Here is a 26,657-nt window from a genome sequence, read left to right as displayed (position 1 = left end):
TGCGCGCCAAGGCGCGCGCGGGATCAGAACGGGACCGAGAAGTTCAGCGTCACGCCGCGGCCCGGCAGCGAGAAGAACAGCGGCACGTTGTTGGCGGTGTAGGCCGCCAGCGCGTTCAGGTCGCGATGATCGAAGACGTTGTTGACCTGCACGCCGATCTTGGTGCCGGCCGGCACGCGCAAGCCATGCGGCACGGTGTAGTTGACGCTCAGGTTGGTGACGTTGTTGGCCGCGAAGTTGTAGATGCCCACCGGCGCACCCGAGGCGTCGGCATGGATGTCGCCATAGCGCGAGCCCACCACCTTGGTCACCGCCGAGGCGTACCACGGCCCGTCGTTGAAGATCAGGCCCAGCGTGGCGGTCGTCTTGGGCACGCCCGGCAGTTGCAGGCCGTTGGCGGTCTGCTTGGCCTGGTTGTAGGCCGCGTTGCCGTACAGGCTGAAGCCGGCGCCGACGTAGTAGGTGACCTCGGCCTCGGCACCGCGGTAGCGCGTGCCGCCCAGGTTGTAGAACTCCTTGACCCCGCCCACGGTGCGCGAGGCGATCTGGTTGTCGAAGTTGATCGCGTACAGGTCACCCGAGACCGTCATGGTGTGCGACTTCCAGGTGCTGCCGACCTGGAAGTTGTCGGTGCTCTCGGGCGTCGCGCCCTGGTCGGTCACCTGCGGGTTGGCGACGTAGAACAGGTTCAGGTTCGGCGCCAGGAAGCCCTTGGCGGCCTGCACGTAGGCGCTCCATTCCGGGTTGACCATGTAATGCAGGTCGATGCTGGGCAGCGCCTTGGACCAGCTGTGCGAATAGTTCAGCGGCAGCCCGGTCTTCTGGTTGACCGCGGCGTCGATCGTGCGGCGGAAGTCGGCGTACTTCAGACCCGGCGTCACGGTCAGCTGCGGCGCCGCGTGCCACGCGAAGGCGACATAGGGCTGGACGGACAGCAGCGTGTCGTGCATCAGGCGGTCGGTCGCGGCGGCGGCGTTCGCGGCGTTGAAGCCGCCGCCGTTGGTCCAGTCGATCTCGTACTGGAAGCGGTCGTTGGTCTGGTCGTCGACCCACACGCCATAGTTCAGCGTGCCAGCGGCCAGGTCCTGCGACAGGCGCAGCGTGTCGCCGACCGAGCGGTAGTTCATCATCATGCGCTGGCCGGGCACGTTCAGGCCGCTGTTGACCGTGCCGTTGGTGGTGCCTGCGCCGGCGGGGAAGGTGCCGTCGCCGGTCGAGCCGGCCGGGCCGTTGCCCGTGCCGTAGGCCAGGTTGCCGCCGTTCGGGTCCAGGCCGTTGTAGCCGCGGTGGTAGTAGGCGTAGGTGTAGAGCTTGTTGTCGATGCGGACCGCGCCCAGCTGCGTCTTCAGGCCGGCATAGGCCATGTTGGACGAGATGTCGTCGTAGTTGTAGCCGCTGTAGGCCTGGCTTTGCGGGTCGCTGCTCAGGCCATAGTTGCTGCCGAACTGCTGCATCTGGCCCGGCAGCGTGCTGGTGACGGGCTGGCCGTCGGCCTGCACGGCGACGTAGGGGTAGGAGGTGGCGCCGAACGAGTAGTGCTGGTTCAGCACGTTCTTCATCGCCACCAGGGTCAAGGTCGATGCCTCGCCCACCGGCTTCACGGCCTTGATGAACAGGTTCTCGCGCCGCAGGCCGGCGCCGGTGAGGTAGCCGTCGGTCTTGACCTGGCGGTAGTCGATGAAGGCTTGCAGGCCGCCGTAGTCCTTGAGCGTGCCGGTGTCGAATTCCGTGCCCAGCAGGCGCGTGCCGAAGCTGCCGATCGAGCCGTAGAGCGTGGTGCCTGCGGTGGCCAGCGGATCTTTCGATTCCACCGCCACGGTGCCGCCGAAGGTCGCGGTGCCGATCGTCGTGGCGTCGCCCGGGCCGCGGTCGACCACGATGCGGCCCAGGTCCTGCGGCATGAAGTACGAGGTGGAGTGGTGCGTGAAGTCGTTCGAGTCGCCCCAGGGGATGCCGTCGAAGGTCACGTTGTACTGGCCGTCCTGGAAGCCGCGGATCGTCGGGCCGCCCTGCGATTCCATCAGGCCCGGGCCGTTCGGGTCGACGCTGACGACGCTAGGCGAGATCGCGATCAGGTCGGTGTAGCTGGAGGTCGGCGCGGCGATGTTCTCGATCACGTGCTGGCTGAGCACCGACTGCGGCTGCGTCGACAGCAGCGAGCCTTGCGTGATCGCCTGCTCGGGCGCGCTGTGCTGCAGCGCCTTGAGCTTGTCGGCGTCGCTCTGGTTGCCCACCACGTTGATCACCTGCACCGCCGCGTCGACGGTCTGTGCATGGGCGGCCGGCCAGCCGATGGCCAGCGCGCACAGCAGCGCCTGGTTCACGGCCGTGAGGGGATGGGTCCTGAGGTGGAGAGGGATGCGCATGGTGGCCTTTTGTTTGTGAGCAAATGAAAAAAGGCGATTGAATGCAGCCGCCGTGACGTGGCCGTGACACCGGCGCGCCTTTGCGCGGGCGAAACGCAGGCGTTGCTTTCGTGCTTCAGCGCGATCCGGCGCTCACGCCGTGGTTGGCGTGGCAGGCAGCCGCATCAGGGCCTGGCCCGCGCGCAGCCGTGCACCGGGCGCCACGCCCTCGGCCAGCACGAAGCCCTTGGGGGCGAAGACGATGATCGTCGAGCCGTGCTGGAACCAGCCCAGTTCCTGCCCCTTGGCCACCGCGGCGTCGCAGGGCAGTTCGTGCGGTCCCGGGTAGCGGCCGTGCAGCAGCAGGTCGAGAAAGTGCAGGCGCAGGCTGGCCACCAGCACCGCGGCCACCGGCACCAGCGCGATCGGGTGGCCGCCCTGCGCCAACCTCAGGTGGAGGGCGGCACGCTCGTTCTTGCAGAACAGGCGCTCGACCCGCTTGAGCGCGATCGGGTTGACGTTCCAGGTGTCGCCGGCCAGGTGCGTCACGTGGGTCACCCGCGCATCGTGCGGCGCGTGGAAGCGGTGGTACATCGCCGAGGTCAGTCGCAAGGTGGCGAAGCAGCCGTCGCGAAAGGCCTCGGCGCGCCCGGCGTGGCCGAACAAGTCGTCCAGGGTGTAAGGGAAGCCTTTGGCCTGCCACAGGCTCAGCCCGTGCATCTGGCCGCAGGCGCCGACGATCGCGTCGCAGGGGCTGGCCAGCACGGCGGGGTCGGGGTCCACCGGGCGGGCGCCGGGCCGCAGTTCGCGCGTGAAGCACTCGTGCAGGCTGGCGAAGCGGGTCTGCCGGGCGTCGCTGAGGTCCAGGTCGGTGAAGCCGCGCCACACCGCGAGCGAGAGGCGGCAGACCAGCGGATGGCGGATCTGGCTGAACCAGCCCATGAAGCGGGTGGCGGCGATGCGCGGAATGCGGTTGGTGAGCAGGAAGTTCAGGTCTTCCTGCTGCAGCAGGCGGTCGCGCCAGGAGCGGGGTTTCATCACGCTGTCAATTCCTCAAGGTACAGATGCGTTCAGGCATCACTTCATGGGCATTCATGGATCACAGGTTCACTCTGACGGCGTTGGGGGCTGCGGCCCTCGCCACCGTGCTGCCGCCGTTGTGGCGCCGGCTGGCGTTGTCGCGCGCCAAGCACCCTTCGCTCGCCGGTCATGCGCGCATGGCCAAGCGGGTGGCCCGGTGGCTGCCCGGCTACGCCTACGACGCGACGCGCGTCTTCGGCTGCGACGGCGCACCGGCCGAGGTGACGGCCCGGCGCCGCGCCGGCATGGACCGGCTCTCGGCGGCCTTCGTGCAGCGCTGCCCGCGGTCGCTGGCGTGGACGGCCCAGGCTCGCGAGACCTTGTCCGACCTGCAGTTCACCGCGGCCTACCGCGTGCCGTTCCAGTTCAGCGCCTATGTGCGCCAGCGCCTGCCGGTGGGCGCGGTGCTGCAGGCCAGCAGCGGCGTGCAGCTGACCGACCTGGACGGCAACACCTACTACGATCTCGCCGGCTCGTACGGCGTCAACGTGTTCGGCTACGACGTCTACAAGCGCTGCATCGCCGACGGCAGCGCGCAGGTCCAGGCGCTGGGGCCGGTGCTGGGCAACTACCACCCGTGCGTGGCGGCCAACCTGGAGCGGCTCAAGCGCATCTCGGGGCTGGACGAAGTCTCGTTCCACATGTCGGGTACCGAGGCCGTGATGCAGGCGGTGCGCCTGGCGCGCTACCACACTGGCCGCAACTACTTGGTGCGCTTCTGCGGGGCCTACCACGGCTGGTGGGAGGACGTGCAGCCCGGCCCGGGCAACCCGCTGCCGCCGCGCGAGACCTACACCTTGAGCGACCTGAGCGAGCGCAGCCTGCAGGTGCTGCGCAGCCGGCGCGACGTCGCCTGCGTGCTGGTGAACCCGCTGCAGGCGCTGCATCCGAACCGCGGCGCGCCGGGCGATTCGTCGCTGGTCGACGGCTCGCGCAGCGCGGGCGTCGACCGCGCCGCCTACACGGCGTGGCTGAAGCGGCTGCGCGAGGTCTGCAGCGAGCGCGGCATCGTGCTGATCTTCGACGAGATCTTCGTCGGCTTCCGGCTGGCTCCGGGCGGCGCGCAGCAGTACTTCGGCGTCCAGGCCGACATGGTGACCTACGGCAAGACGCTGGGCGGCGGCCTGCCGGTGGGCGTGGTCTGCGGCCGGCGCGAGCTGATGAAGCGCTACCGCGACGACCATCCGGCCGATCTCTGCTTCGCCCGCGGCACCTTCAATGCCCACCCCTACGTGATGGGCGCGATGGCGGCCTTCCTGGACCATCTGGAGAGCGACGAGGCGGCCGCGCAGTACCGGGATCTGGACGCCGTGCAGGACCGCCGCGCCGCCGCGCTGAACGAACGCCTGGCGCAGGCCGGCCTGCCGGTGCGGGTGGCCCATCTGTCGTCGATCTGGACCGTCGACTACACCGTCGCGTCGCGTTATCACTGGATGCTGCAGTACTACCTGCGCGAGCAGGGCCTGGCGCTGAGCTGGGTCGGGACCGGCCGCCTGATCTTCAGCCTGAACTACCGCGAGGCGGACTTCGATGAGGTCAGCCGCCGCTTCGTGGCGGCGGCGCAGCAGATGAGCGACGACGGCTGGTGGTGGCGCGGGCCGGCCAGCAGCCGCCGGGCCATCCGCCTGAGCTTGCTGCGCGAGATGCTGATGCCGTCGCGTCGCTGAGGCGGTGGGGCGGCACCCCGGCCGGCCGCCGGGGCGGCCCACCGCTCAGCCCTGGCGCACGTGGGTCATCGGGTCGATCCACTCGCCGCGCAGCAGGTGCAGCGGCGCGCGGTGGTACAGCGCGATGTCGTGGAACGGGTCGGTCAGGATCTTGGTCATCCACGCCAGGCCCGGCTGCATGCCCTTCAAGAAGAACAGGTGCACGGTACGCGCCAGCAGGCCGGCCGCGCCCAGCGCCAGCCAGGCCCAGCCGACCTGGTGCCAGAAGGCCCAGGCGCCGGTGGCCGGCGCCACCCAGCCGCCGAGGCTGGGGCTGGCCCACAGCAGCAGCGGCGCGGCCACCCACAGCGTCAGCAGCACGAGCTTGCGCCGCAGGTTGTAGCCGACCTTGATTGCTTCCTTGTGCTCGTTGCTGGCCTGGTTGACCTCGTCGTAGCCCAGCGGCTCGAAGAAGAAATGGCCGGACTGGCGGGTGACCATCGACACCCCCCAGCCCAGCAGCGCGGCCGACGGCGGGTCGATGAACAGCAGCGCGTAGGCGATCAGGAAGCAGATCGCGCTGACCAGGTGCAGGCTCTGGTTGATGCGGCTGTGGTGGTAGTAGCGGTGATCGTCCCAGCGTTGACGGGCCAGTTCGTTGCGGAAGTCGGTGAGCATCGGCGGTCCTCGGGTGCCGGCGGGCCGGCGAAAAGGGGGGGTGACCGGATGGTGACGAGGCTTCATGAAACGTCGGTGACGGTCACGCGATGGACACCGACACGCGGCCGTCGTGCCGGTGTCACACCGGTGTCGCCGTGGCGCACGACGATCGCGCCATGCCGAACGATGCCGACGCTGATCCCGACGCCGATCTCGATATCCGGGTCGATGATTTCCCGGCGCAGCGGCGCTCGCTGCGCGTGGCCATCGTCACCGAGACCTACCCGCCCGAAGTCAACGGGGTGGCGCGCAGCATCGCCAGCGTGGTCGACGGCCTGCGCGAGCGCAATCACGAGATCCAGCTGATCCGGCCCAGCCAGGTCCGCCACGAGACGGCCACCAGCGACGTGCGCTTCCACGAGGTCCTGATGCGCGGGCTGCCGATCCCGCGCTACCCGCACCTGCGCATGGGGCTGACCTCGCGCAAGGCGCTGGTCCGGCTGTGGTCGCTGCGCCGTCCCGACGTGGTGCACATCGCCACCGAAGGCCCGATGGGCTGGACCGCGCTGCAGGCCGCGGTGCAGCTGAAGCTGCCGGTGTGCTCGGACTTTCGCACCAATTTTCACGCCTACAGCAAGCACTACGGCGTCGGTTGGCTGCACAAGCCCATCATGGCCTACCTGCGCAAGTTCCATAACCTGACCCAGTGCACGATGACGCCCGACGAGGGCCTGCGCCGCAGCCTGACCGAGTACGGCTTCCACAACGTGACCGTGGTGTCGCGCGGCGTCGACACCGCGCTGTTCGACCCGGCCAAGCGCTCCGAGGCCTTGCGGGCCCAGTGGGGTGCGGCGCCGGACGATCTGGTGGTGCTGCATGTCGGCCGGCTCGCGGCCGAGAAGAACCTGGTCACGCTGCTCCAGGCCTTCGAGGCGATGCGCCAGGTCGAGCCGCGGGCACGGCTGGTGCTGGTGGGCGACGGGCCGGCGCGGCGCGAGGCGCAGGCGCGCTGCCCGACGGCGATCTTCGCCGGCATGCGCCATGGCGACGACCTGGCGGCGCATTACGCCAGCGGCGACCTGTTCGTCTTCCCCAGCCTCACCGAGACCTACGGCAACGTGACGCCGGAGGCGATGGCCAGCGGCCTGCCGGTGCTGGCCTACGACTACGCCGCGGCACAGCAGCTCGTGCGCCCGATGATGAGCGGCCTGCTGGCGCCGTTCGGCGATGCGCCGGAATTCATCCGGCTGGCCCGCAGTCTGGCGCAGGACAAGGCGGTGCTGCGCACGATGGGCCTGCGCGCGCGCCAGGCGACCGTCGACGTCAGCTGGCAGGGCGTCCTGTCCAAGGTGGAGGCGGTCTACAACGCGCTGACCGCCACCGGACTCGCCGCGGCGGCCAGCCGGCCGTTGGCGTCCGAGGTCGTGGCCCGCCGGCTGGCCCGGCCCGGCGCGGACACCGGCTCGAGCCGGCCGCAGTCGGTGGCGCGGGCCAAGCCTTAACGCCCGGGTGCCACGCCGTCGGATGAACCGGTTTGCGTCGTGCCGCGTGGTGCCTGCCAGCGCCGCGACGACCAGCGGCCCCGTGCCAGCGCCCACACCTCGATCAGCCCGCCCAGTGCCGCGCCGGTCAGCGCCAGGGCGGGGTGGGTCAGCCAGCGGTGGACGGGGGGCGGAAAGATCATGGCGGGCAGGCTCGTGCAAGGGCGAAGAAGCGGCCAGACTAGGCTCGGCATGTGACGCGGTGATGGCACGGTCCGGCCCTATGCTGCCCCCTTCGACTCCATGGCCCGACGCCGCGTGATGCCTCCCGACCTGCCCGAGCTGCACGAACTGCAGGCGCTGTCCGACCTGGCCGGCCCGGCGATGGCGACGCAGCTGCTGTGCGAGGTCCGGGTCGGCCCGGCGCGCTGGCCGGTGCACGCCTACACGCTGGGCCGGGACGACCCGAGCCTGCCGGCGGTGGGCTTCTTCGGCGGGGTGCACGGGCTGGAACGCATCGGCGCCGAGGTGGTCATCGCCTACCTGCGCAGCCTGGTGATGCGGCTGCGCTGGGACGACAGCCTGCACCGGCTGCTGGCGTCGCTGCGCCTGGTCTTCGTGCCCTTGGTCAACCCGGGTGGGCTGTGGCACGGCACGCGGGCCAACCCGAACGGCATCGACCTGATGCGCAACGCCCCGGTGGAGGCGCCGGGCGCGCCGTTCCTGGTCGGCGGGCAGCGCTTCAGCGCCAAGCTGCCCTGGTACCGGGGCGCCGAGGGCGCGCCGATGGAGCCGGAGAGCCAGGCGCTGTGCGCGGTGGTGCAACGGGAGCTGCTGGGGCGCCCGTTCAGCCTCGCGGTCGACTGCCATTCCGGCTTCGGCCTGATCGACCGGATCTGGTTTCCGTTCGCCCACACCGCGCGCCCGATCCACCATCTCGCCGAACTGCACGCGCTCGGCGAGATGATCGACCAGAGCCTGCTCCACCACCGCTATGTGTTCGAACCGCAAAGCCGGCAATACCTGGCCCATGGCGATCTGTGGGACCACCTCTACCTGCAGGCCTGCGAGCGCCCGGGCCCGGTCTTCCTGCCGCTGACGCTGGAAATGGGGTCGTGGCTGTGGATCAAGAAGAACCCGCGCCAGCTGTTCTCCCGCCACGGCATCTTCAACCCGCTGGTGCAGCACCGCCAGCACCGGGTGCTGCGCCGCCACCTGGGCTGGCTCGACCTGATCACCCGCGCGACCGCCAGCTACCGCAACTGGCTGCCCGAGGGCGACGCTCGGCGGCAGCATCAGGCGCAGGCCCTGGCGCGCTGGTACGACCGGCGAGCGCGGCCGTGATGCCCGCCTGGATCCTGCTCCGGGGGCTGAGCCGCGAAAGCGGCCACTGGGGCCCGTTCGCCGAGCAGCTGCGCGCCGCGTGGCCGGACGCCCGCGTGATCGCGCCGGACCTGCCCGGCAACGGCGCGCTGTACCGGCTGCGCAGCCCGGCGAGCGTCGCGGCGATGACCGAGGCCTGCCGCGCCCAGCTCCAGGCCCAGGGCGTGCCGCCCCCCTACCGGCTGCTGGCCTTGTCGCTGGGCGGCATGGTGGCGGCCGACTGGGCCGCACGCCATCCGCAGGAGCTGGCCGGCGGCGTGCTGGTCAACACCAGCCTGCGCGGCGTGGCGCCCTGGTACTGGCGCATGCGCCCGGCGAACGCGCCCCGCCTGCTGCGCCTGCTGCTGGCGCACAAGGAGCCGCGCCGCCAGGAGGAGATCGTGCTGCGCCTGACCAGCCGGCTGCACCCGGCGGGCGACCCGGTGGTCGAGGACTGGGTCGGCCTGCGCCGCCGCCATCCGGTGTCGGCCGCCAACACGCTGCGCCAGCTGTGGGCCGCCTGGCGCTTCCACGCGCCGCGGCAGCGGCCGGCCGTGCCCTTGCTGGTGCTGGCCAGCGCACGCGACGGCCTGGTCGATGTGCGCTGCTCGCGGCGTCTGGCGAGCCGGTGGCAGCTGACGCTGGCCGAGCATCCCCGGGCCGGGCACGACCTGCCGCTCGACGACGCCGACTGGGTGCTGGCGCAGATCCAGCACTGGCTGAGCACGCCGCCGCCGCCGGCCTGACGCGCCGCGGCCGCCCCCGCCGGCCGCTCATCGCCCCACCGTTGCTGGCAGGGGAACTCGGCTGCCTTTCGGCGCCTGCGTGCACGTGGGTGCTTGCAAACCAAGCGTTAACCCTTAGATACTCGCCTGACCCCTCTCCCCACGGACTCATCCTGTCCACCGCGATCGAGCTCATCCAAGCTCCGGTCCCTTCGCTGAAGGCGCGCCATGAACCCGAATCTCCCGTCCGAAGAACGCCTCGTCGTTCCCGATCTGTGCCCCTTGGGCCGGGTCGGCATGCAGGTGGCGCAAGCTGTCCTGGGCCTGCCTTTCGACGCGATGCGGCTTCAGTACGCGACCGCGGTGCGGGCCGGCTGGATCGAGCGCTCGATGATCGCCTCGACCCGATTCGAGCGCTCGGTGGCGGCGCTGGAGCGGCTGTCGTGCGGCGCGCTGGCGCGCTCGGTCTGAGGCTCAGCGCCGGCGTCGCGGGTTGACGACCAGCAGCGCGAGCGTCAGCAGGCAGAACGCCGCGCCGGCATGGAAGGTCGCCGCGGCGCCGTAGCGCTCCCACAGCAGCCCGGCCAGCGCGCTGGAGGCCAGCAGCGCCACGCCGCTCATCAGGTTGAACAGGCCGAAGGCGGTGCCGCGCAAGTCCTTGGGCGCGACGTCGGCCACCATCGTCGCCAGCAGGCCCTGGGTCATGCCCATGTGCACGCCCCACAGCGCCATGCCCACCAGCATCAGCCCTTCGCTGCGGGCCAGGCCCAGCACCATGTCGGAGACGGCCAGCACCGCCATGCCCAGGGCCAGCAGGCGGCGATGGCTCATCCGGTCCGACAGCTTGCCGAAGGGGTAGGCGCTGGCGGCGTAGACGATGTTCATCGCCACCATCACCAGCGGCACCAGCGCGATCGGCGTGCCCAGTTGCTGCGCCCGCAGCACCAGAAAGGCCTCGCTGAAGCGCGCCAGCGTGAACACCGCGCCGACGCCGACGATCCACCAGTAGCCGCGGCCGAGCTGGGCCAGCGCCTCGCGCCGCACCGGGTTGAGCCGCACCGGCACGCCGGGACGGTCCGGCTCGTGCACGCCCCATACCAGCAGCGCGACGCACAGCGCGGCCGGCAGGCAGGCGGCCCAGAACACGGCGCGGAAGTTGTCGGCCCATAGCAGCATCAGCGCCGTGGCGGTGAGCGGGCCCAGGAACGCGCCCACCGTGTCCAGCGACTGACGCAGCCCGAAGGCCTCGCCGCGCCGCTCCACCGGTGCGATGTCGGCCACCAGCGCGTCGCGCGGCGCGCCGCGAATGCCTTTGCCGACACGGTCCAGCAAGCGCGCTGCCACCACCGTGCCGACGCCGGGCGCCAGCGCGAACAAGGGCTTGGTCACCGCCGCCAGGCCATAGCCCAGTACGGCCAGGCCCTTGCGGCGGCCCAGGTAGTCGCTCAGCGCGCCCGAGAACACCTTGACGATCAGCGCGGTGGATTCCGCCAGGCCTTCGATCACGCCCACCGCCTCGACGCTGGCGCCCAGGCCGGTGACCAGGAACATCGGCAGCAGGCTGTGGATCAGCTCGGACGAGGTGTCCATCAGCAGGCTGACGAAGCCCAGCACCCAGATGCCGGCCGGCAGGCCGCGCACGGTGCGCGTGACGAAAGCGTTCATGAGGCGCCGGGTCGTCGTCGGTCCGCGCTCAGGCCTGGCCCATGGCGGCGGCCACCAGGTCCAGCGAGCGCAGGCGCAGGGCCGGGTCGAACACGTCGCAGACCAGCATGAACTCGTCGGCCGCGGTGGCCTGGCGCAAGGCTTCCAGGCCCTGGCGCAGGGTCTGCGGGCCACCGATCACCGCGGCGCCGAGGAAATCGCCGATCGCGGCCTGCTCCTGCGGATGCAGGCGCGCCAGGTAGTCGGCCACCGGCGGCTGCAGCCGTTGGCGGTCGCCGTGCAGGATGCCCAGCACCCGCTGGTAGGTGCTGCTGGCGAGGAATTGCGCTTCCTCGTCGGTCGGCGCGCCGATCGCCGGCACGCCGATCACCACGTACGGACGGGCCAGCGTCGGCGAGGGCTGGAAGCGCTGGCGGTACAGGTCCAGCGCCGGCAACAGCAGGCGCGGCGCGAAGTGCGAGGCGAAGGCGTAAGGCAGCCCGCGTTCGGCCGCCAGCTGCGCCGAGAACAGGCTGGAGCCCAGCAGCCACAGCGGCACCCGGGTGTCGGCGCCGGGCATCGCGATCAGGCGCTGGCCGGGCTGCGGCGGGCCCAGCAGGCGCTGCAGCTCGGCGACGTCGCGCGGGAAGTCGGCCTCGGTCTCGGCCCGGTCGCGGCGCAGGGCGCGCATCGTCTCGCGGTCGGTGCCCGGGGCGCGGCCCAGGCCCAGGTCGATGCGGCCGGGATACAGCTCCGCCAGCGTGCCGAAGGCCTCGGCCACCACCAGTGGCGCATGGTTGGGCAGCATGATGCCGCCCGAGCCGACCCGGATGCGTTGCGTGCCGCCGGCGATGTGGCCCACCAGCACGGCCGTGGCCGAGCTGGCGATGCCCGCCATGTTGTGGTGTTCGGCCAGCCAGTAGCGGGTGAAGCCCAGGGCCTCGGCGTGCTGCGCGGTGCGCAGCGCGATCGCCAGCGCGTCGGCCACGCTGCCGCCTTCGCGCACGGCGACCAGGTCGAGCATGGACAAGGCGATATCGGGAAGGGTTTTCATCGTACGAGCGCGACCGCGCCTGCGCGGCGCGGCCATCATGCCATCACCGGCCGGGTGACCCCGGCCGGCGGTGCGAACGGCCCTGCGGCGACAGGGCCTCCGCCGGCACGCCAGAATGCAGCGACCCACAGGCCTGCCGCAGCGGTGGGCTGCCCTCTTTCGATGACCTGCTTTTGATGACCCTGAACGACGACTTCTCAGCGCGCATCGTGCTGCTTACGCCCGAGCTGCCCTGGGCGGCGTCGCCGATGCCGGGTGTCGAGCGCCGCCTGCTCGACCGCGTCGGCGGTGAACTGGCGCGCGCCACCAGCGTGGTGCGCTATGCGCCCGGAGCACGCTTCGAGCACCACGGCCACGACGGGGGCGAGGAAATCCTGGTGCTGGAGGGCGTCTTCTCGGACGAGACCGGCGACCACCCGGCCGGCACCTACCTGCGCAATCCGCCCGGCAGCCACCATGCGCCGTTCTCGCAGCCGGGCTGCCTGCTGTTCGTCAAGCTGCGGCAGTTCTCGCCGTACGATAGCGAACGGGTGCGGATCGACACCCATCGCGGGGTCTGGCGCCAAGGGCTGGTTCCCGGCCTGACGGTGCTGCCGCTGCACTCGCACGACGGCATCGACACTGCGCTGGTGCGCTGGGCGCCCGACACCCGCTTCAACGCCCATGCCCATCCGGGCGGCGAGGAGATCCTGGTGCTGGACGGGGTGTTTTGCGACGAGGCCGGCCGCTATCCGCAAGGAACCTGGCTGCGCAGCCCGCGCTGGAGCCGGCACACGCCGTTCACCGGGCCCGAGGGCGCCCTGATCTATGTGAAGGTGGGGCACCTCGGCGCGGCGTTCTAGCGCCCCCGGCACGCGCACCGCGCCGGGCGGCGCGATCAGGCAGGCGGGCCGCCCGGCGCCGCCCGCCAAGGACTCGCTCAGGCCTTCTTCGCGAAGGCGCTGCACCAGCCGGTGGGCACCACTTCCTTGCCGGCGAACAGCGGGCAGGCGCCCGACTTGGCACCCGGCTTGCCCTGGTACAGCGCGCAGACGCCGCACTTCTGGCCGGCGGCGTACATCGGGTACTTCTTGGCGTTGGCCTTGGTGGCGTCAGGCACGTAGCCCAGCGCGATGGCCTGGGCGTCCTTCTCGGTGACCAGCGACTGCGCCTGCGACAGCGTACTGACCGCCGCACCGGAAGCGGCGAGGGTCATCAGGAAGACACGACGGGGGATCTGCATGGGGTTCTCCATCAAGGGCGAAACAAGGGGTAGGGGCGTCGGCCCGGCGAGGTGCCGAGCGGCGATGGCAAGGGGAAGCGAGCGGGCCCGTCAACCCCCAGACCGACGGACCTTAGCAAAGTCCCTCGGCGCCAAGCTGGATCCAGATCAATTTACTGCGGGGCGGTGTGGCCAAACCGCGTCATACACGATCCAGCAACATCGGCCCGGGCCTCAATCCCGCTGCTGCAGGAAGCGGTTTGCCCGCAGGGCCAGCAGCGTGCAGGCCACGGCCGACAGCAGGTACAGGCTCACCGCGGCGAGGCCGAAGCGCGCCGACAGCCCCAGCGCCACCAGCGGGGCAAAGCCGGCGCCGATCAGCCAGGACACATCGGCGGTCAGCGCGGCGCCGGTGTAGCGAAAGTGCGGCAGGAAGTTCGAGGTGACCGCGCCGGCCGCCTGGCCATAGGACAGCCCGAGCAAGGCGAAGCCGATCAGGATGAACGCGTCCTGGCGGGTGGCGCTGCCGTCGAGCAGCCAGGGCACGCACAGGCTGAACAGGCCGATCAGCACGGCCAGCGCGCCGAGTGTGCTGCGGCGGCCGATGCGATCGGCGACCCAGCCCGACAGCGGCATCGCCGCGGCGGCCAGCACCGCGCCCGCCAGCTCCACCTGCAGGAAGCTGCCCACCTCGTGGCGCGAGTACAACGTGATCCACGACAGCGGGAACACCGTGACGATGTGGAACAGCGCGTAGCTGGCCAAGGCGGCGAAGGCGCCGAGGAAGACGTTGTGGCCCTGCTGGCCCAGCAGCTCGCCGACGTCGCAGGGTTCCAGCTCGTGCGCCTGCAGCTCGCGCTCGTATTCGTGCGTCACCACCAGACGCAGGCGGGCGAACAGCGCCACCACGTTGATGGCGAAGGCGGCGAAGAACGGGTAGCGCCAGCCCCAGCTGAGGAAATCGGCCGCCGGCAGGCTGCCCCACAGGTAGGCGAACAGGCCGCAGGCGACGACGAAGCCCAGCGGCGCGCCGAGTTGCCCCAGCATCGCGTACCAGCCGCGGCGGTGCTCGGGCGCATTGAGCGCCAGCAGCGACGGCAGGCCGTCCCAGGAGCCGCCCAGCGCCAGGCCCTGGCCGATGCGGCACAGCGCCAGCAGGCCGATCGCCAGCGCCCCCATGCTGCGGTAGCCGGGCAGCAAGGCCATGCCGGCCGTCGAGCTGCCCAGCAGGAACAGCGCGACGGTCAGCTTCGCGCCGCGGCCGAAGCGGCGCTGCACCGCCATCCCCGCCAGCGTGCCGAGCGGTCGGACGACGAAGGCGGCGGCGAACAGCGCGAACGCCATCAGCGTGCCGTGCAGCGCGTCGAGGAACGGAAAGAACACCGACGGGAACACCAGCACCGAGGCGATGCCGTAGACGAAGAAGTCGAAGTACTCGGAGGCGCGCCCGATGATCACGCCGACCGCGATGTCGCCGGGGGCGACGCTATCGGCCGCGTGACGCGACGGGGCCGGGCTGTTCCGGCCGGGCTGCAGGGGAGGGAGGAGCGCGGTGGCAGAGCTGGACATGATGGGTTCGACGCCGTGAGCTAGGACAAAATGTCCAATCGTTGATCTGCATCAATCAGGATACATTCCGGCCCCGCACGCAACTGTCGTTTTCCCGAGCGCTCGGTGTCCCTGATGTCTTCTCTTCGTATCCACAGTAAAACGCGCCTGGCCGGGCTCGCCGCCCTGCTGCCGCTGGCCGGCTGCAACACCGTGGTGATGCACCCGTCGGGCTTCGTCGCCGCCCAGCAGGCCCACCTGGTCGTCCAGTCGACGGTGCTGATGCTGCTGATCATCGTCCCGGTGATCGCGCTGACCCTGATCTTCGCCTGGCGCTACCGGCAGGCCAACACCGCGGCCGTGTACGAGCCCGAGTGGGACCACTCGACCCGGCTGGAACTGGTGATCTGGGGCGCGCCGCTGCTGATCATCATCGCGCTGGGCGCGCTGACCTGGATCGGCACCCACCGCCTCGACCCGTACCGCCCGCTGGACCAGATCGACGCGCAGCGTGCCGTGCCGCCGGAGGTCAAGCCGCTGGTGGTGGACGTGGTGGCGATGGACTGGAAGTGGCTGTTCGTCTACCCCGAGCAAGGCATCGCGACGGTCAACGAGCTGGCCGCGCCGGTGGACCGGCCGATCGAGTTCCGCATCACCGCGTCCACCGTGATGAACTCGTTCTACATCCCGGCGCTGGCCGGGCAGGTCTATGCGATGCCGGGCATGCAGACCCAGCTGCACGCGGTGATCAACCAGGCCGGCCGCTACGAGGGCTTCTCCGCCAACTACAGCGGCGCGGGTTTCTCGCAGATGCACTTCGGCTTCCTGGGCCTGAGCGGCGCGGATTTCGACCGCTGGGTCGCCGCCAACAAGTCGCAAGGGCAGGCGCTGGACCGCGCGACCTACCTGGCGCTGGACCGGCCCAGCATCGCCGAGCCGGTGCGCCGCTACGCCAGCATCGACCCGGGCTTGTACGACGCGATCCTCAACCGCTGTGTCGAGAGCGGCAAGATGTGCATCAGCCAGATGATGGCCATCGACGCCGGCGGCGGGCTGGGCAAGGGCGGCATCGCCGGCCTGGCGCAGCAGCACTGGGGCGCCGGGCGGCGCACCTACGTGGCGTCCGCCTGCAGCGCCGACAAGCTGCGCAGCGCCACGGTGCTGCCCGCCACCGTCCTCTCCCGACCCTGAAGCCGACGCACGGCCCTGGCCGTGTCCCTGTCCGCGCGCGACTTTCCGAGATCCCCCGATGTTTGACCATCTCACCCTGAGCCAGCTCCTCTTCGGCCGCCTGAGCCTGGACGCGATTCCGTACCACGAGCCGATCCTGGTGGTGACCTTCCTGTTCGCCGCGCTGACCGGCGCGTCGGTGTTGGCGGCAGTGACCTACCACGGTCTCTGGGGCAGCCTGTGGCGCAACTGGATCACCAGCATCGACCACAAGAAGATCGGCATCATGTACATCGTGCTGGCGATCGTGATGCTGCTGCGCGGTTTCGCCGATGCGCTGCTGATGCGCGCGCAGCAGGCCGTGTCGTTCGGCGCCAACCACGGTTTCCTGCCGCCCCACCACTACGACCAGATCTTCACGGCGCACGGCGTGATCATGATCTTCTTCGTCGCGATGCCGATGGTCACCGGGCTGATGAACTACGTCGTGCCGCTGCAGATCGGCGCACGCGACGTGGCGTTTCCGTTCCTGAACAACTTCAGCTTCTGGATGACGGTGGGCGGCGCGGTGCTGGTGATGCTGTCGCTGTTCGTCGGCGAGTTCGCGCGCACCGGCTGGCTCGCCTATCCGCCGCTGTCGGGCCTGCTGCAGAGCCCGGACGTGGGGGTGGACTACTACCTCTGGTCGCTGCAGATCGCCGGCGTGGGCACCACGCTGTCGGGCATCAACCTGATCGCCACCATCGTCAAGATGCGCGCGCCGGGCATGACGCTGATGAAGATGCCGGTGTTCACCTGGACGGCGCTGTGCACCAACGTGCTGATCGTCGCCGCCTTCCCGGTGCTGACGGCCATCCTGGTGCTGCTGTCGCTGGACCGCTACCTGGGCACCGCCTTCTTCACCAACGACCTCGGCGGCAACGCCATGCTGTACGTGAACCTGATCTGGATCTGGGGCCACCCCGAGGTCTACATCCTGATCCTGCCGCTGTTCGGCGTGTACTCGGAAGTGGTGTCCACCTTCAGCGGCAAGAAGCTGTTCGGCTACGCCTCGATGGTCTACGCGACGGTGGTGATCACCATCCTGTCCTACCTGGTCTGGCTGCATCACTTCTTCACGATGGGCTCGGGCGCCAGCGTCAACTCGTTCTTCGGCATCACGACGATGATCATCTCGATCCCGACCGGGGCCAAGATGTTCAACTGGCTGTTCACGATGTACCGCGGCCGCATCCGGTTCGAGGTGCCGATGCTGTGGACCCTGGGCTTCATGGTCACCTTCGTGATCGGTGGCATGACCGGCGTGCTGCTCGCGGTGCCGCCGGCCGACTTCGTGCTGCACAACAGCCTGTTCCTGATCGCCCACTTCCACAACGTGATCATCGGCGGCGTGCTGTTCGGCTCGTTCGCCGCGATCAACTACTGGTTCCCCAAGGCCTTCGGCTACAAGCTCGACCCGTTCTGGGGCAAGTGCTCGTTCTGGTTCTGGCTGGTCGGCTTCTACCTGGCCTTCATGCCGCTGTACGTGCTGGGCCTGATGGGCGTGACGCGGCGCCTGAGCCACTTCGACGACCCCTCGCTGCAGATCTGGTTCCAGTGCGCGGCGGTCGGCGCGGTGCTGATCGCGCTGGGCATCGCGTCCTTCCTGATCCAGCTGGTGGTCAGTTACCGCCGCCGAGAGGCCTTGCGCGATCACAGCGGCGATCCGTGGGGCGGCCGCACGCTGGAGTGGTCGACCGCCTCGCCGCCGCCGGACTACAACTTCGCCTTCACGCCCATCGTGCACGAACAGGATGCCTGGCACGACATGAAGCAGCGCGGCCACCAGCGCCCCGTCGACGGCTTCAAGCCCATCCACATGCCCAGCAACACCGGCGCCGGCTTCGTCATCGCGATGCTCGCCACGCTGTGCGGCTTCGGGCTGATCTGGCACATGTGGCTGATCGTCGGCGCCTCGTTCGCCGCGACCCTGGTCGCGGTGATCGCGCACACCTTCAATCTCAAGCGGGACCATCACATCCCCGCGGCCGACGTGGCCCGGACGGAACAGGCCCGCAGCCTGGCCCTGGCGGCCCAGGCCTGACCCACGCAAGGCATCCTCATGCTCAGCCAACCCACCCTCTCCGCCGCCGGCGCCGCGCCGCGCTTCTACGACGACGGCAGCCACCACCCGCCGTCGGGCACGCTGCTCGGCTTCTGGCTCTACCTGATGAGCGACTGCCTCATCTTCGCGGTGCTGTTCGCGGTCTACGCCGTGCTCGGCCGCAGCTATGCCGCCGGTCCGTCGGGCGCCGACCTGTTCGAGCTGCCGGTGGTGGCGGTCAACACCGGCCTGCTGCTGGTCTCGTCGATCACCTACGGCATGGCGATGATCGCGATGCAGCACGGCCGCAAGTCCAGCCTGCTGGCCTGGCTGGTCGTCACCGCGCTGTTCGGCCTGGGCTTCGTCAGCCTGGAGCTGAAGGAATTCGCGCACCTGATCCACGACGGCGCCGGCCCGCAGCGCAGCGCGTTCCTGTCGTCGTTCTTCACGCTGGTGGGCACGCACGGCCTGCACGTCAGCTTCGGCATCGTCTGGCTGGTCACGCTGATGGTGCAGGTGCGCAAGTGGGGCCTGACCGCCGAGAACAAGCGCCGCCTGATGTGCCTGTCGATGTTCTGGCACTTCCTGGACGTGGTCTGGATCGGCGTGTTCACCTTCGTCTACCTGATGGGAGTGCTGCGATGAGCGAGCATGGCGCACAACACGGCGCACAACACGACGGCGATCACCAGGCCGGGCATGGCGACGACGAGGCCTACCACGCCACCGTCAAGGGCTACGCGATCGGCTTCCTGCTGTCGGTGGTGCTGACCGCGCTGCCGTTCTGGCTGGTGATGGGCAAGCTGCTGCCGTCGGAGCACGCCACCGCGCTGGCGATCGTGGTGTTCGCGGCGGTCCAGATGGTGGTCCACATGGTGTACTTCCTGCACATGAACGCCAAGGTGCAGGGCGGCTGGTCGCTGCTGGCGCTGATCTTCACCGCCGGCCTGGTGCTGATCATGCTGGCGGGCTCGACCTGGGTCATGTACCACCTGAACACCAACATGATGCCCGGCACCGCGATGCGCGACATGCCCTGACCGTGGCCGACGCCGCCGCTCCCGGTCCGCGCAGCGCCGGCGCCCTGGCCCTGCTGCTGGCCGTGGGCGCCGGGGTGCTGGCGGGCTTCGTCGCGCTGGGGGTCTGGCAGGTCCACCGCCTGGCCTGGAAGGAGGCGCTGATCGCCCGGGTCGACCGCCGTCTGGCCGCCGCCCCGGTGGCGGCCCCCGGGCCGGCGGCCTGGCCGTCGCTGGCGGCCGAGCGCGACGAGTACCGGCGCGTGCGCGTCGGCGGCCGCTTCGATTGCACGCTGGACACCCGGGTGCGCGCCAGCACCGAACTGGGCCCGGGCGATTGGCTGCTGACCCCGCTGCTGCGCGACGACCACGGCGGCTGGGTGCTGGTCAACCGCGGCTTCGTTCCCGCCGGATGGCAGGAGCCGGCGACCTGCGACACCGCCGCGGCCGGGCCGCAGGCGGTGAGCGGCCTGCTGCGCCTGAGCGAGCCGCGCGGCAGCCTGCTGCAGCCCAACGACCCCGCCGCCTCGCGCTGGTATTCGCGCGATGTGGCGGCCATCGCGGCGGCCCGTGGCCTGGGCGGCGCGGCCCGGCCCGGGCCGGTCGCGCCGTATTTCATCGATGCCGGCGAGCCCGGCGTGGCCGCCCGCGGCTGGCCTCGCGCCGGCCTGACCGTGGTGCGCTTCCGCAACGAGCACCTCGTGTACGCTCTGACTTGGTTCGCGTTGGCGGCGATGACGGTCGGCGCCCTCGCATTTCTGCTCTTCGATGAGCGACGACTGCGCCGCGCCGCAGCAGGCCGTGCCCTTGCCCGAGATTGAATCCCCCGAAGCGCTTGCGCCGGCTGATGCCGGCCAGCCTCCCGAACGACTGGCCGGCCGCAAGAACCTCTTGCTGCTGATCCAGTTGCGCTGGCTGGCCGTGGCCGGCCAGCTGGTGACGGTCGTCGCGGTCGAGTTCCTGTTGAGCGCCCGCCTGCCGCTGGGCCCGATGTTCGGCCTGCTGGGCGCGCTGGTGCTGTTCAACGGCTTCTGCGAACTGCGGCGCCGCTTCGCGCCCGGCGCCGGCACCTGGGAGTTGTTCGGCGGCCTGGTGGTCGACGTGCTGGTGCTGAGCGGTCAGCTTTATTTCTCGGGCGGCATCACCAACCCGTTCATCTACCTCTACCTGCTGCAGATCGCCGTGGCGGCGGTGCTGCTGCGCCCGGCGTTCAGCTGGGCCATCGTCGCGCTGTCGGGCCTGTGCTTCGACGCGCTCACCCGCTGGCACCTGCCGCTGTACCTGCCCGACTCGACCCGCCTGGAGCTGTCGGCGCACTACGTCGGCGGCCTGCTGGTCTGCTTCGCGTTGAACGCCGCGCTGCTGGTGGTCTTCATCGGCCGCATCAGCCGCAATCTGCGCCAGCGCGACGCCAGCCTGGCCGACCTGCGCCAGCGCGCGGTCGAGGAGGAGCACATCGTCCGCATGGGCCTGCTGGCCTCGGGCGCGGCCCATGAACTCGGCACGCCGCTGGCCACGATGGCGGTGATCCTGGGCGACTGGGCCCGCATGCCGGCCTTCGCGCGCGAGCCCGAACTGCAGGCCGAGATCCAGGAGATGCAGGCCCAGCTCGGGCGCTGCAAGTCCATCGTCACCGGCATCCTGCGTTCGGCCGGCGATGCCCGCGGCGACGCGCCGACGCAGACCTCGCTCGCCGCTTTCCTGGATGACCTGGTGGCGCAGTGGTGCCGCACCCGCTCGGTGGTCGCGCTGCCCTATCGGCGCGAGCACCTGCCGGCGCTGCGCATCATCTCGGACACCGCGCTGCGGCAGATGATAGGCAACGTGCTCGACAACGCGCTGGAGGCCGCGCCGGATCAGCTGCCGACACTGACGGCGCGCTGCGACGACGCCCAGCTCCGGATCAGCGTGCAGGACCGCGGGCCGGGCTTCCACCCGGACATCCTGGCGCGCTTCGGCAAGCCGTACCAGTCGACCAAGTCGCGCCAGGGCGGCGGGCTGGGCTTGTTCCTGGCGGTCAACGTCGCGCGCTCGCTGGGAGGCAACATCGTGGCCCGCCAACGCGAGCAGGGCGGCGCCGAAGTGCTGATCAGCCTGCCGCTGTCGTCCCTCACGCCCCGCGACCCCGCCGTCCATGACCGCTGACAAGACCCTGCTGATCGTCGAGGACGACGAAGCCTTCGCGCGCACGCTGGGCCGCTCGTTCGAGCGCCGCGGCTACCAGGTCCTGCGCGCCGCCGGCCTGGCGCAGGTGCAGGCGCTGCTGGCCGCGCACCGGCCGGCCTACGCCGTGGTCGACCTGAAGCTGGCCGGCGGCGGCTCGGGCCTGGCCTGCATCCAGGCACTGCGCGCGCACGACGAGTCGCTGGTCATCGTGGTGCTGACCGGCTACGCCAGCATCGCCACCGCGGTCGAGGCGATCAAGCTCGGCGCCCGCCACTACCTCGCCAAGCCGGCTAACACCGACGACATCGAGGCCGCGTTCTCGCGCGCCGAAGGCGACGCCGAGGTCGAGCTGAGCGAGCGCACCACCTCGATCAAGACCGTGGAGTGGGAGCACATCCACGAAACGCTGGCCGCCACCGGCTTCAACATTTCCGAAACGGCGCGCCGGCTGGGCATGCACCGCCGCACACTGGCCCGCAAGCTGGAAAAGCAGCGGGTGCGGTGAGCGCCCGCGCGGCACGGCGCGAGCCGCCGAATCACTCCTGCGGGCTCGGTCCGGCCACACCGGTCAGCGGCCCCGCCACGCGGCGCCGGCGCAGCCAGGCCACGAGCTGGAAGGCGATCAGCAGCGCGCAGGCGGCGACGAAGCCGGTGCTGATCGGGCGCTGGACGAACACCGCCAGGTCGCCGCGCGAAAGCAGCAGCGCGCGGCGGAAGTTCTCTTCCAGCATCGGCCCCAGCACGTAGCCCAGCACGATCGGCGAGATCGGGAAATCGAGCGACAGGAAGATCGCGCCGGCGACGCCGAACAGCGCCACCATGCCGACATCGAACAAGGCGTTGTGCGCGCTGTAGACGCCGACGCAGATGAAGAACACCGCCGACGGGAACAGCAGCCGGTACGGCACCTGCAGCAGCTTGACCCAGACGCCGATCAGCGGCACGTTGAGCAGCACCAGCAGCACGTTGCCGATCCAGAAGCTGGCGATCAGCCCCCAGAAGATGTCGGGATGCTCGCCGATCAGCTGCGGCCCGGGCTGGATGCCCTTGAGGATCAGCGCCCCGAGGATCAGCGACATGATCGCGTCGCCCGGAATGCCCAGCGACATCGTCGGGATGAAGTCGACCTGGGTCTTGGAGTGCGAGGCGGCCTCGGGCGCGGCCACGCCCTCGATCGCGCCGTGGCCGAAGCGCTCGGGCGTCTTCGAGACCTTGCGCTCCAGCGCGTAGGCGATGAAGGTGGTGATCGTCGGCCCGGTGCCCGGCATCGCGCCAAACAGCGTGCCCACCAGCGTGCCGCGCAGCATCGGCACGAAGGCGCGGCGCAGTTCCTCGCGCGTCGGCCGCATGTCGCGCATGCGCACCTTGGCGTCGGACACCCGCGTGACCCGGCGGTTCACGTGGACCAGGAAATCGGCGATGCCGAACAGGCCCATGCTCAGCGCGACCAGCTCGATGCCGTCCGAGATCTCGGGAATGTCGAACGCGAAGCGGATCGTGCCGCTGGTGACGTCGGTGCCCACCGTGCCGCAGATCAGCCCGATCAAGGTCATCGCCACGCCCTTGAGCGGCGAGCCGCGCGACATCGTCGCGCCGGCCAGCAGGCCCAGCAGCATCACCGCGCAGATGTCGGCCGGACCGAACTTGAAAGCCATCAGCACCAGCAGCGGCGAGAGGAAGATCATCACCACGATGCCCACCGACGCGGCGAAGAACGAGGCCATCATCGTGATGCCCAGCGCCGCCCCGCCGCGCCCTTGCTGGGTCATCGGGTAGCCGTCGATGCAGGTCACCGCGTGCGGCGGGTGGCTGGGCAGGTTGAGCAGGATCGCGCCGATCGCCCCGCCGTACTGCGAGCCGTAGAAGATGCCCGCCAGCATCAGGATCGCCGGCACCGGCGCGATCACGTAGGTCAGCGGCAGCAGCATCGAGATCGTGGACATCGCGCCCATGCCCGGCAGCACGCCGATCAGGTTGCCCACCAGCACGCCGAACACCGACCACATCAGGTTGCTCGGTTCCAGCGCGACGCCGAAGCCGTAGGCCAGGTCGATCAGGGTCTGGTGCATGGCGCGTCAGCCCCAGGCGAAGGCCGGCAGCGGCAGGCGCAGCGCCAGGCTGAAGATCAGCTCGCTGGCCACCGTCATCGCCAGCGCCAGCAGCGCGGCGTCGCGCAGCGAGTTCTGGCGGTCGCCCAGCGCGGCGACGAACACCGACGCGAAGGTCGCCGGCAGCAGGCCGCCGTGGCGGCCCAGCAGCACGAAGGCCGCCACCCCGCCCAGGATGCAGGCCCAGCCGCGCCATTGCGGCGTGGCCGCCGTGGCCGGGCCGGCCGGCCGCGCGCCCAGGCCCAGCAGCACGCCGACGGCGATCAGCAGGCTGCCGTACAGCACCGGCATGAAGCCCGCGCCCATGTGGGTCAGGTGGCCCACGTGGTAGCCCGAGCCGATCGTCACCACCGCGGTCCCGATGAGGATCATCAGGGCCGCACCGTAGTGGTCCTTGTGGATGCGGCGCAGTGACGGCAAACGGGTCTCCGTGGGGGTGGCGGCGGGGCGGTGGATCGGCAGCCGCCGCGTGGCGCGCGGGGCCGGGGCAGTCTAGCAGCGGCACTCGGGGCCCCGCCGCGAGGCCGGAGGCGGATGCCGGTGGACGTCGGCGGTGCGACGAACGTTCCGAATCGGACCGGTGGACCTCAGGGATGAATCCCAGGGCCGCCCGTCCTGCCGGCGATCCGGGGCGCCGTGGAATCCTGGCATGCGATTTGTATGACGAGGAAGAACCTGCTCATACTCCACACCGATGCACGATCTTCCCACCGACTGGACGGCCTTGTGCCTCGTGGTCTATCTGCTGGGCATGCGCCACGGCTTCGACGCCGACCACCTGGCCACCATCGACGGCCTGACCCGCCTGAGCCTGCGCCGCGGCAGCCCCCTGGCGCGCTGGTGCGGGACCCTGTTCTCGCTCGGCCACGGCGCGGTGGTCATGGCCATTGCCCTGGCGGTGGGCCTGGTCAGCCGCTCGTGGCTGCCTCCGGCCTGGCTCGATGGCTTCGGCTCCGGTGTGTCCATCATGTTCCTGATCGGGCTGGGGGTCGTCAACCTGCGCGCCGTGCTGTCGGCCACCCCGGGCCAGTTGGTCACACCGGTCGGCTTGAAGGGCCGCTGGCTGGGCCGGCTGGTCCAGGCTCGGAGTGCCTGGGGCGTGGCGGGCGTGGGCTCGCTGTTTGCCCTGTCCTTCGACACGCTGAGCCAATCCGCGCTGTTCGCCGCCACCGCCGCCCAGTTCGGCGGTCCCGGCCGGTCGCTGACGCTGGGGCTGTTGTTCGTCGCCGGCATGTTGGCGACCGACGGCCTGAATGGCTGGTGGATCTCGCACCTGATCGCCCGTGCCGATCAGCTCGCCGTCGTCGCCTCGCGGGTGATGGGCGCCGCGGTCGCCGGCGTCAGCCTGCTGGTCGCCGGGCTGGGCGTGGCGCGCTGGGTGTCACCGCTCTTCAACGCCTGGGAAAGCGGGCGCGAACTGGCGATCGGTGCCTGCGTGCTGGGCGTGATGGCCGCGGGCTACCTCGTGGCCCTGGTGTTGGCAAGGCATAGCGTCCGCTCGGGACGGCGCGCGTGATGAACCGGATGCAGATCGCCGCTCGTTGCCCATGCTCGCAAGGTCGCAGGCCGGCCCTCTTGCAGCGGGGAGTTTGCGCCTACCCTGGCGGGCGGCCCGTATAGTCTCGCCGGGCCGCCAGCGGCGACCCTTGGTCCCATTTCACGAAAGGCAGTCATGTCCACCGGCAAGATCCTCGTCGCGCAGGGCGGCGGCCCCACCGCTGTCATCAACCAGTCGCTGGTCGGCGTGGTGCTGGAAGCACGGCGCCACCGCGGCATCACCCAGGTCTACGGCGCCCGCCACGGCGTGCGTGGCATCGTCAACGAAGACTTCGTCGACCTGACCCAGGAGACCAGCCACAACCTCGAACTGGTCGCCGGCACGCCCGCCTCGGCGCTGGGCAGCACGCGCGACAAGCCCGATCTGGCTTATTGCCAGGAGATCTTCAAGGTGCTGCAGGCGCACGGCATCGAGCACTTTTTCTACATCGGCGGCAACGATTCGTCGGACACGGTGCGCATCGTCAGCGAGCAGGCCCGCGCGGCGGGCTACCCGCTGCGCTGCATTCACATCCCGAAGACCATCGACAACGACCTGGTGGGCAACGACCACACGCCCGGCTTCCCGTCGGCGGCGCGATTCGTGGCCCAGGCCTTCGCCGGCGCCAACCTGGACAACGCCGCGCTGCCCGGCGTCTACCTGGCGGTGGTGATGGGCCGGCACGCCGGCTTCCTGACGGCGGCGTCGGCGCTGGGCAAGAAATTCCCCGATGACGGCCCGCACCTGATCTACGTCCCCGAGCGAAGCTTCGAGATCCCGAAATTCCTGGCCGACGTGAAGGCCATGCACGAGCGCCATGGCCGCTGCGTGATCGCGGTCTCCGAGGGCATCCACGACGCCTCCGGCCAGCTGATCGCCGCCCAGCTCGCCAAGGACCTGGAGCACGATGCCCACGGCAACGTGCAGCTCTCGGGCAGCGGTGCGCTGGCCGACCTGTTGTGCGAGGAGATCAAGCGCAACCTGGGCATCAAACGGGTGCGCGGCGACACCTTCGGCTACGTGCAGCGCAGCTTCATCGGCTGCGTCAGCGACGTCGACCAGCGCGAGGCGCGCGAAGTCGGCGAGAAGGCGGTGCAGTACGCGATGTGGGGCGACCGCGACGGCTCGGTGGCGATCAAACGCACCGGCTTCTACTCGGTCGACTACGAACTGGTGCCGCTGGAGGCGGTCGCCGGCAAGACCCGGGTGATGGACGACGCCTTCATCAGCGCCAGCGGCACCGATGTCACCGATGCCTTCCGGCTGTACCTGCGGCCGCTGCTGGGCTCGGCCATGCCCGACGCCTACCGGCTGCGGCCCAATGCCGTGCCCAAGGTGCTGCGCCGCTGACCGGCCGCCCGATGAATCCTTCCCGCGCCGCGGCCCTGGGTTCAAAATACCGCCCATGAAAGTCCTGCGGCTGCTGCTTGCGGTGTTGTTGTCGATGGCCGTGCCGCTGGTGGCGGCGGCGCGGGTCGCCGCGCCCGACGCGGGCCCGGCCTGTCCGATGCAGCACCCGGTCTCCGCGGGCAGCGGCCCGGCGCATGGCGCTGCCGGTCACCTGGCGCACGCCGCCGCCGGCATGGGAGCGATCAGCGCCACGGCCGGGCACGCGTGCTGCGGCGACGCGCCCGGCCACGCCAGCCTGCACCAGCCCTGCAAGTCGGGCCAGGCGTGCAAGGCCTGCAGCACGTTCAGCGCGTTGCCGGTCGCGGTCGGCGAGCTGCCCGAACCCACCGCGGTGCACCGCGTCGTGGTGGCGATGCACGCGGTGGTCCCGTCGCGCGCGCCGCGCGGCCTGTGGCGACCTCCCCGCGCGCTCTGACCCCGG

At 70.5% G+C, this 26,657-nt stretch carries 26 protein-coding genes; 16 read left to right on the top strand and 10 right to left on the bottom strand.

Translation table 11 applies throughout. The features are described from left to right. Nucleotides 1–23 precede the first annotated feature (23 nt). Together AC0N04_RS04975 and asd are read right to left on the bottom strand one after the other, a co-directional pair. The gene (locus AC0N04_RS04975; RefSeq protein WP_474279280.1) at nt 24–2,366 is read right to left on the bottom strand and encodes a TonB-dependent receptor; all 2,343 of its coding nucleotides are present in this window, start codon (nt 2,364–2,366) and stop codon (nt 24–26) included. Between the two features lie 132 nt (nt 2,367–2,498). Further along, nucleotides 2,499–3,383 carry an archaetidylserine decarboxylase gene (gene asd, locus AC0N04_RS04970; RefSeq protein WP_474280490.1) on the bottom strand — a complete coding sequence of 295 codons (885 nt, stop codon included), beginning with the start codon at nt 3,381–3,383 and terminating at the stop codon, nt 2,499–2,501. A 56-nt stretch (nt 3,384–3,439) separates the two neighbouring features. On the opposite strand from asd, the gene AC0N04_RS04965 reads away from it, so the two are divergent. Continuing rightward, the gene (locus AC0N04_RS04965; protein ID WP_474279278.1) at nt 3,440–5,092 is read left to right on the top strand and encodes an aminotransferase class III-fold pyridoxal phosphate-dependent enzyme; all 1,653 of its coding nucleotides are present in this window, start codon (nt 3,440–3,442) and stop codon (nt 5,090–5,092) included. Between the two features lie 45 nt (nt 5,093–5,137). On the opposite strand, the gene AC0N04_RS04960 is transcribed toward AC0N04_RS04965, so the two are convergent. Next, nucleotides 5,138–5,749, bottom strand: coding sequence for a hypothetical protein (locus AC0N04_RS04960; RefSeq protein ID WP_474279276.1), 612 nt, complete (start codon nt 5,747–5,749; stop codon nt 5,138–5,140). 158 nt (nt 5,750–5,907) lie between these two features. Here AC0N04_RS04960 and AC0N04_RS04955 point away from each other — a divergent pair, with 158 nt between their 5' ends. After that, entirely contained in the window at nt 5,908–7,233 is a 1,326-nt protein-coding gene (locus AC0N04_RS04955; protein WP_474279274.1) for a glycosyltransferase family 4 protein, read from the top strand. Here the strand turns inward: AC0N04_RS04955 and AC0N04_RS04950 are convergent. Next, nucleotides 7,230–7,415 carry a hypothetical protein gene (locus tag AC0N04_RS04950; RefSeq protein ID WP_474279272.1) on the bottom strand — a complete coding sequence of 62 codons (186 nt, stop codon included), beginning with the start codon at nt 7,413–7,415 and terminating at the stop codon, nt 7,230–7,232. The genes AC0N04_RS04955 and AC0N04_RS04950 overlap by 4 nt on opposite strands. A gap of 100 nt (nt 7,416–7,515) precedes the next feature. Between AC0N04_RS04950 and AC0N04_RS04945 the strand changes: the two genes are divergently transcribed. From AC0N04_RS04945 to AC0N04_RS04935, 3 genes are all read left to right on the top strand, one after another. Then, on the top strand, nt 7,516–8,556 hold the full coding sequence (locus AC0N04_RS04945; protein WP_474279270.1) for a M14 family zinc carboxypeptidase: 1,041 nt from the start codon (nt 7,516–7,518) through the stop codon (nt 8,554–8,556). Beyond that, the gene (locus AC0N04_RS04940; RefSeq protein WP_474279268.1) at nt 8,556–9,320 is read left to right on the top strand and encodes an alpha/beta fold hydrolase; all 765 of its coding nucleotides are present in this window, start codon (nt 8,556–8,558) and stop codon (nt 9,318–9,320) included. The genes AC0N04_RS04945 and AC0N04_RS04940 overlap by 1 nt, the downstream gene beginning before the upstream one ends. A gap of 207 nt (nt 9,321–9,527) precedes the next feature. Further along, nucleotides 9,528–9,770, top strand: a complete 243-nt coding sequence (locus AC0N04_RS04935) for a hypothetical protein (RefSeq protein WP_474279266.1) — start codon at nt 9,528–9,530, stop codon at nt 9,768–9,770. Between the two features lie 3 nt (nt 9,771–9,773). Here the strand turns inward: AC0N04_RS04935 and AC0N04_RS04930 are convergent, their stop codons facing one another. Both AC0N04_RS04930 and AC0N04_RS04925 read right to left on the bottom strand, forming a co-directional pair. Continuing rightward, entirely contained in the window at nt 9,774–10,964 is a 1,191-nt protein-coding gene (locus AC0N04_RS04930) for an MFS transporter (protein ID WP_474279263.1), read from the bottom strand. Nucleotides 10,965–10,992: 28 nt separating this feature from the next. After that, nucleotides 10,993–11,997 carry an LLM class flavin-dependent oxidoreductase gene (locus tag AC0N04_RS04925; protein WP_474279262.1) on the bottom strand — a complete coding sequence of 335 codons (1,005 nt, stop codon included), beginning with the start codon at nt 11,995–11,997 and terminating at the stop codon, nt 10,993–10,995. 176 nt (nt 11,998–12,173) lie between these two features. Here AC0N04_RS04925 and AC0N04_RS04920 point away from each other — a divergent pair, with 176 nt between their 5' ends. Continuing rightward, nucleotides 12,174–12,839: a cupin domain-containing protein gene (locus AC0N04_RS04920; protein WP_474279260.1), complete on the top strand. Its 666-nt coding sequence runs from the start codon at nt 12,174–12,176 to the stop codon at nt 12,837–12,839. 77 nt (nt 12,840–12,916) lie between these two features. Here AC0N04_RS04920 and AC0N04_RS04915 read toward each other — a convergent pair whose 3' ends face one another. Both AC0N04_RS04915 and AC0N04_RS04910 read right to left on the bottom strand, forming a co-directional pair. Continuing rightward, nucleotides 12,917–13,219 (bottom strand): high-potential iron-sulfur protein, encoded by a 303-nt coding sequence (locus AC0N04_RS04915; RefSeq protein WP_474279258.1) that lies wholly within the window; start codon nt 13,217–13,219, stop codon nt 12,917–12,919. A gap of 213 nt (nt 13,220–13,432) precedes the next feature. Then, the gene (locus tag AC0N04_RS04910) at nt 13,433–14,767 is read right to left on the bottom strand and encodes an MFS transporter (RefSeq protein WP_474279256.1); all 1,335 of its coding nucleotides are present in this window, start codon (nt 14,765–14,767) and stop codon (nt 13,433–13,435) included. A 114-nt stretch (nt 14,768–14,881) separates the two neighbouring features. Between AC0N04_RS04910 and cyoA the strand changes: the two genes are divergently transcribed. From cyoA to AC0N04_RS04875, 7 genes are read left to right on the top strand one after another with little or no spacing between them, the layout of a single operon-like run. After that, nucleotides 14,882–15,937, top strand: a complete 1,056-nt coding sequence (gene cyoA, locus AC0N04_RS04905) for a ubiquinol oxidase subunit II (protein WP_474279254.1) — start codon at nt 14,882–14,884, stop codon at nt 15,935–15,937. 58 nt (nt 15,938–15,995) lie between these two features. Then, on the top strand, nt 15,996–17,999 hold the full coding sequence (cyoB, locus tag AC0N04_RS04900; RefSeq protein WP_474279252.1) for a cytochrome o ubiquinol oxidase subunit I: 2,004 nt from the start codon (nt 15,996–15,998) through the stop codon (nt 17,997–17,999). Between the two features lie 18 nt (nt 18,000–18,017). Beyond that, complete coding sequence (gene cyoC, locus AC0N04_RS04895; protein WP_474279250.1) at nt 18,018–18,644, top strand: cytochrome o ubiquinol oxidase subunit III; 627 nt, start codon at nt 18,018–18,020, stop codon at nt 18,642–18,644. Continuing rightward, nucleotides 18,641–19,039, top strand: coding sequence for a cytochrome o ubiquinol oxidase subunit IV (gene cyoD / locus AC0N04_RS04890; RefSeq protein WP_474279248.1), 399 nt, complete (start codon nt 18,641–18,643; stop codon nt 19,037–19,039). The genes cyoC and cyoD overlap by 4 nt, the downstream gene beginning before the upstream one ends. Nucleotides 19,040–19,041: 2 nt before the next feature. After that, nucleotides 19,042–19,836, top strand: coding sequence for an SURF1 family protein (locus AC0N04_RS04885; RefSeq protein WP_474279247.1), 795 nt, complete (start codon nt 19,042–19,044; stop codon nt 19,834–19,836). After that, complete coding sequence (locus tag AC0N04_RS04880; RefSeq protein ID WP_474279245.1) at nt 19,784–21,160, top strand: ATP-binding protein; 1,377 nt, start codon at nt 19,784–19,786, stop codon at nt 21,158–21,160. Before AC0N04_RS04885 ends, AC0N04_RS04880 begins: the two co-directional genes overlap by 53 nt. Next, nucleotides 21,150–21,686: a response regulator transcription factor gene (locus tag AC0N04_RS04875; protein WP_474279243.1), complete on the top strand. Its 537-nt coding sequence runs from the start codon at nt 21,150–21,152 to the stop codon at nt 21,684–21,686. Before AC0N04_RS04880 ends, AC0N04_RS04875 begins: the two co-directional genes overlap by 11 nt. 31 nt (nt 21,687–21,717) lie before the next feature. Here AC0N04_RS04875 and AC0N04_RS04870 read toward each other — a convergent pair whose 3' ends face one another. Next, a complete protein-coding gene (locus AC0N04_RS04870; protein ID WP_474279241.1) occupies nt 21,718–23,250 on the bottom strand; it encodes a tripartite tricarboxylate transporter permease in 1,533 nt (510 codons plus the stop codon). A gap of 6 nt (nt 23,251–23,256) precedes the next feature. After that, entirely contained in the window at nt 23,257–23,709 is a 453-nt protein-coding gene (locus AC0N04_RS04865) for a tripartite tricarboxylate transporter TctB family protein (RefSeq protein ID WP_474279239.1), read from the bottom strand. Between the two features lie 274 nt (nt 23,710–23,983). Between AC0N04_RS04865 and AC0N04_RS04860 the strand changes: the two genes are divergently transcribed. The 3 genes from AC0N04_RS04860 (at nt 23,984) to AC0N04_RS04850 (ending at nt 26,651) form a co-directional block, all read left to right on the top strand. Then, a complete protein-coding gene (locus AC0N04_RS04860) occupies nt 23,984–24,805 on the top strand; it encodes a HoxN/HupN/NixA family nickel/cobalt transporter (RefSeq protein WP_474279237.1) in 822 nt (273 codons plus the stop codon). A 156-nt stretch (nt 24,806–24,961) separates the two neighbouring features. Next, entirely contained in the window at nt 24,962–26,176 is a 1,215-nt protein-coding gene (locus tag AC0N04_RS04855) for a 6-phosphofructokinase (protein ID WP_474279235.1), read from the top strand. A 55-nt stretch (nt 26,177–26,231) separates the two neighbouring features. Then, a complete protein-coding gene (locus tag AC0N04_RS04850; RefSeq protein ID WP_474279233.1) occupies nt 26,232–26,651 on the top strand; it encodes a hypothetical protein in 420 nt (139 codons plus the stop codon). The last annotated feature ends 6 nt before the right edge of the window (nt 26,652–26,657 follow it).

It is taken from the genome of Ideonella sp. sgz306126, assembly GCF_056032705.1.
This window is presented reverse-complemented; position numbering and strand designations above follow the sequence as displayed.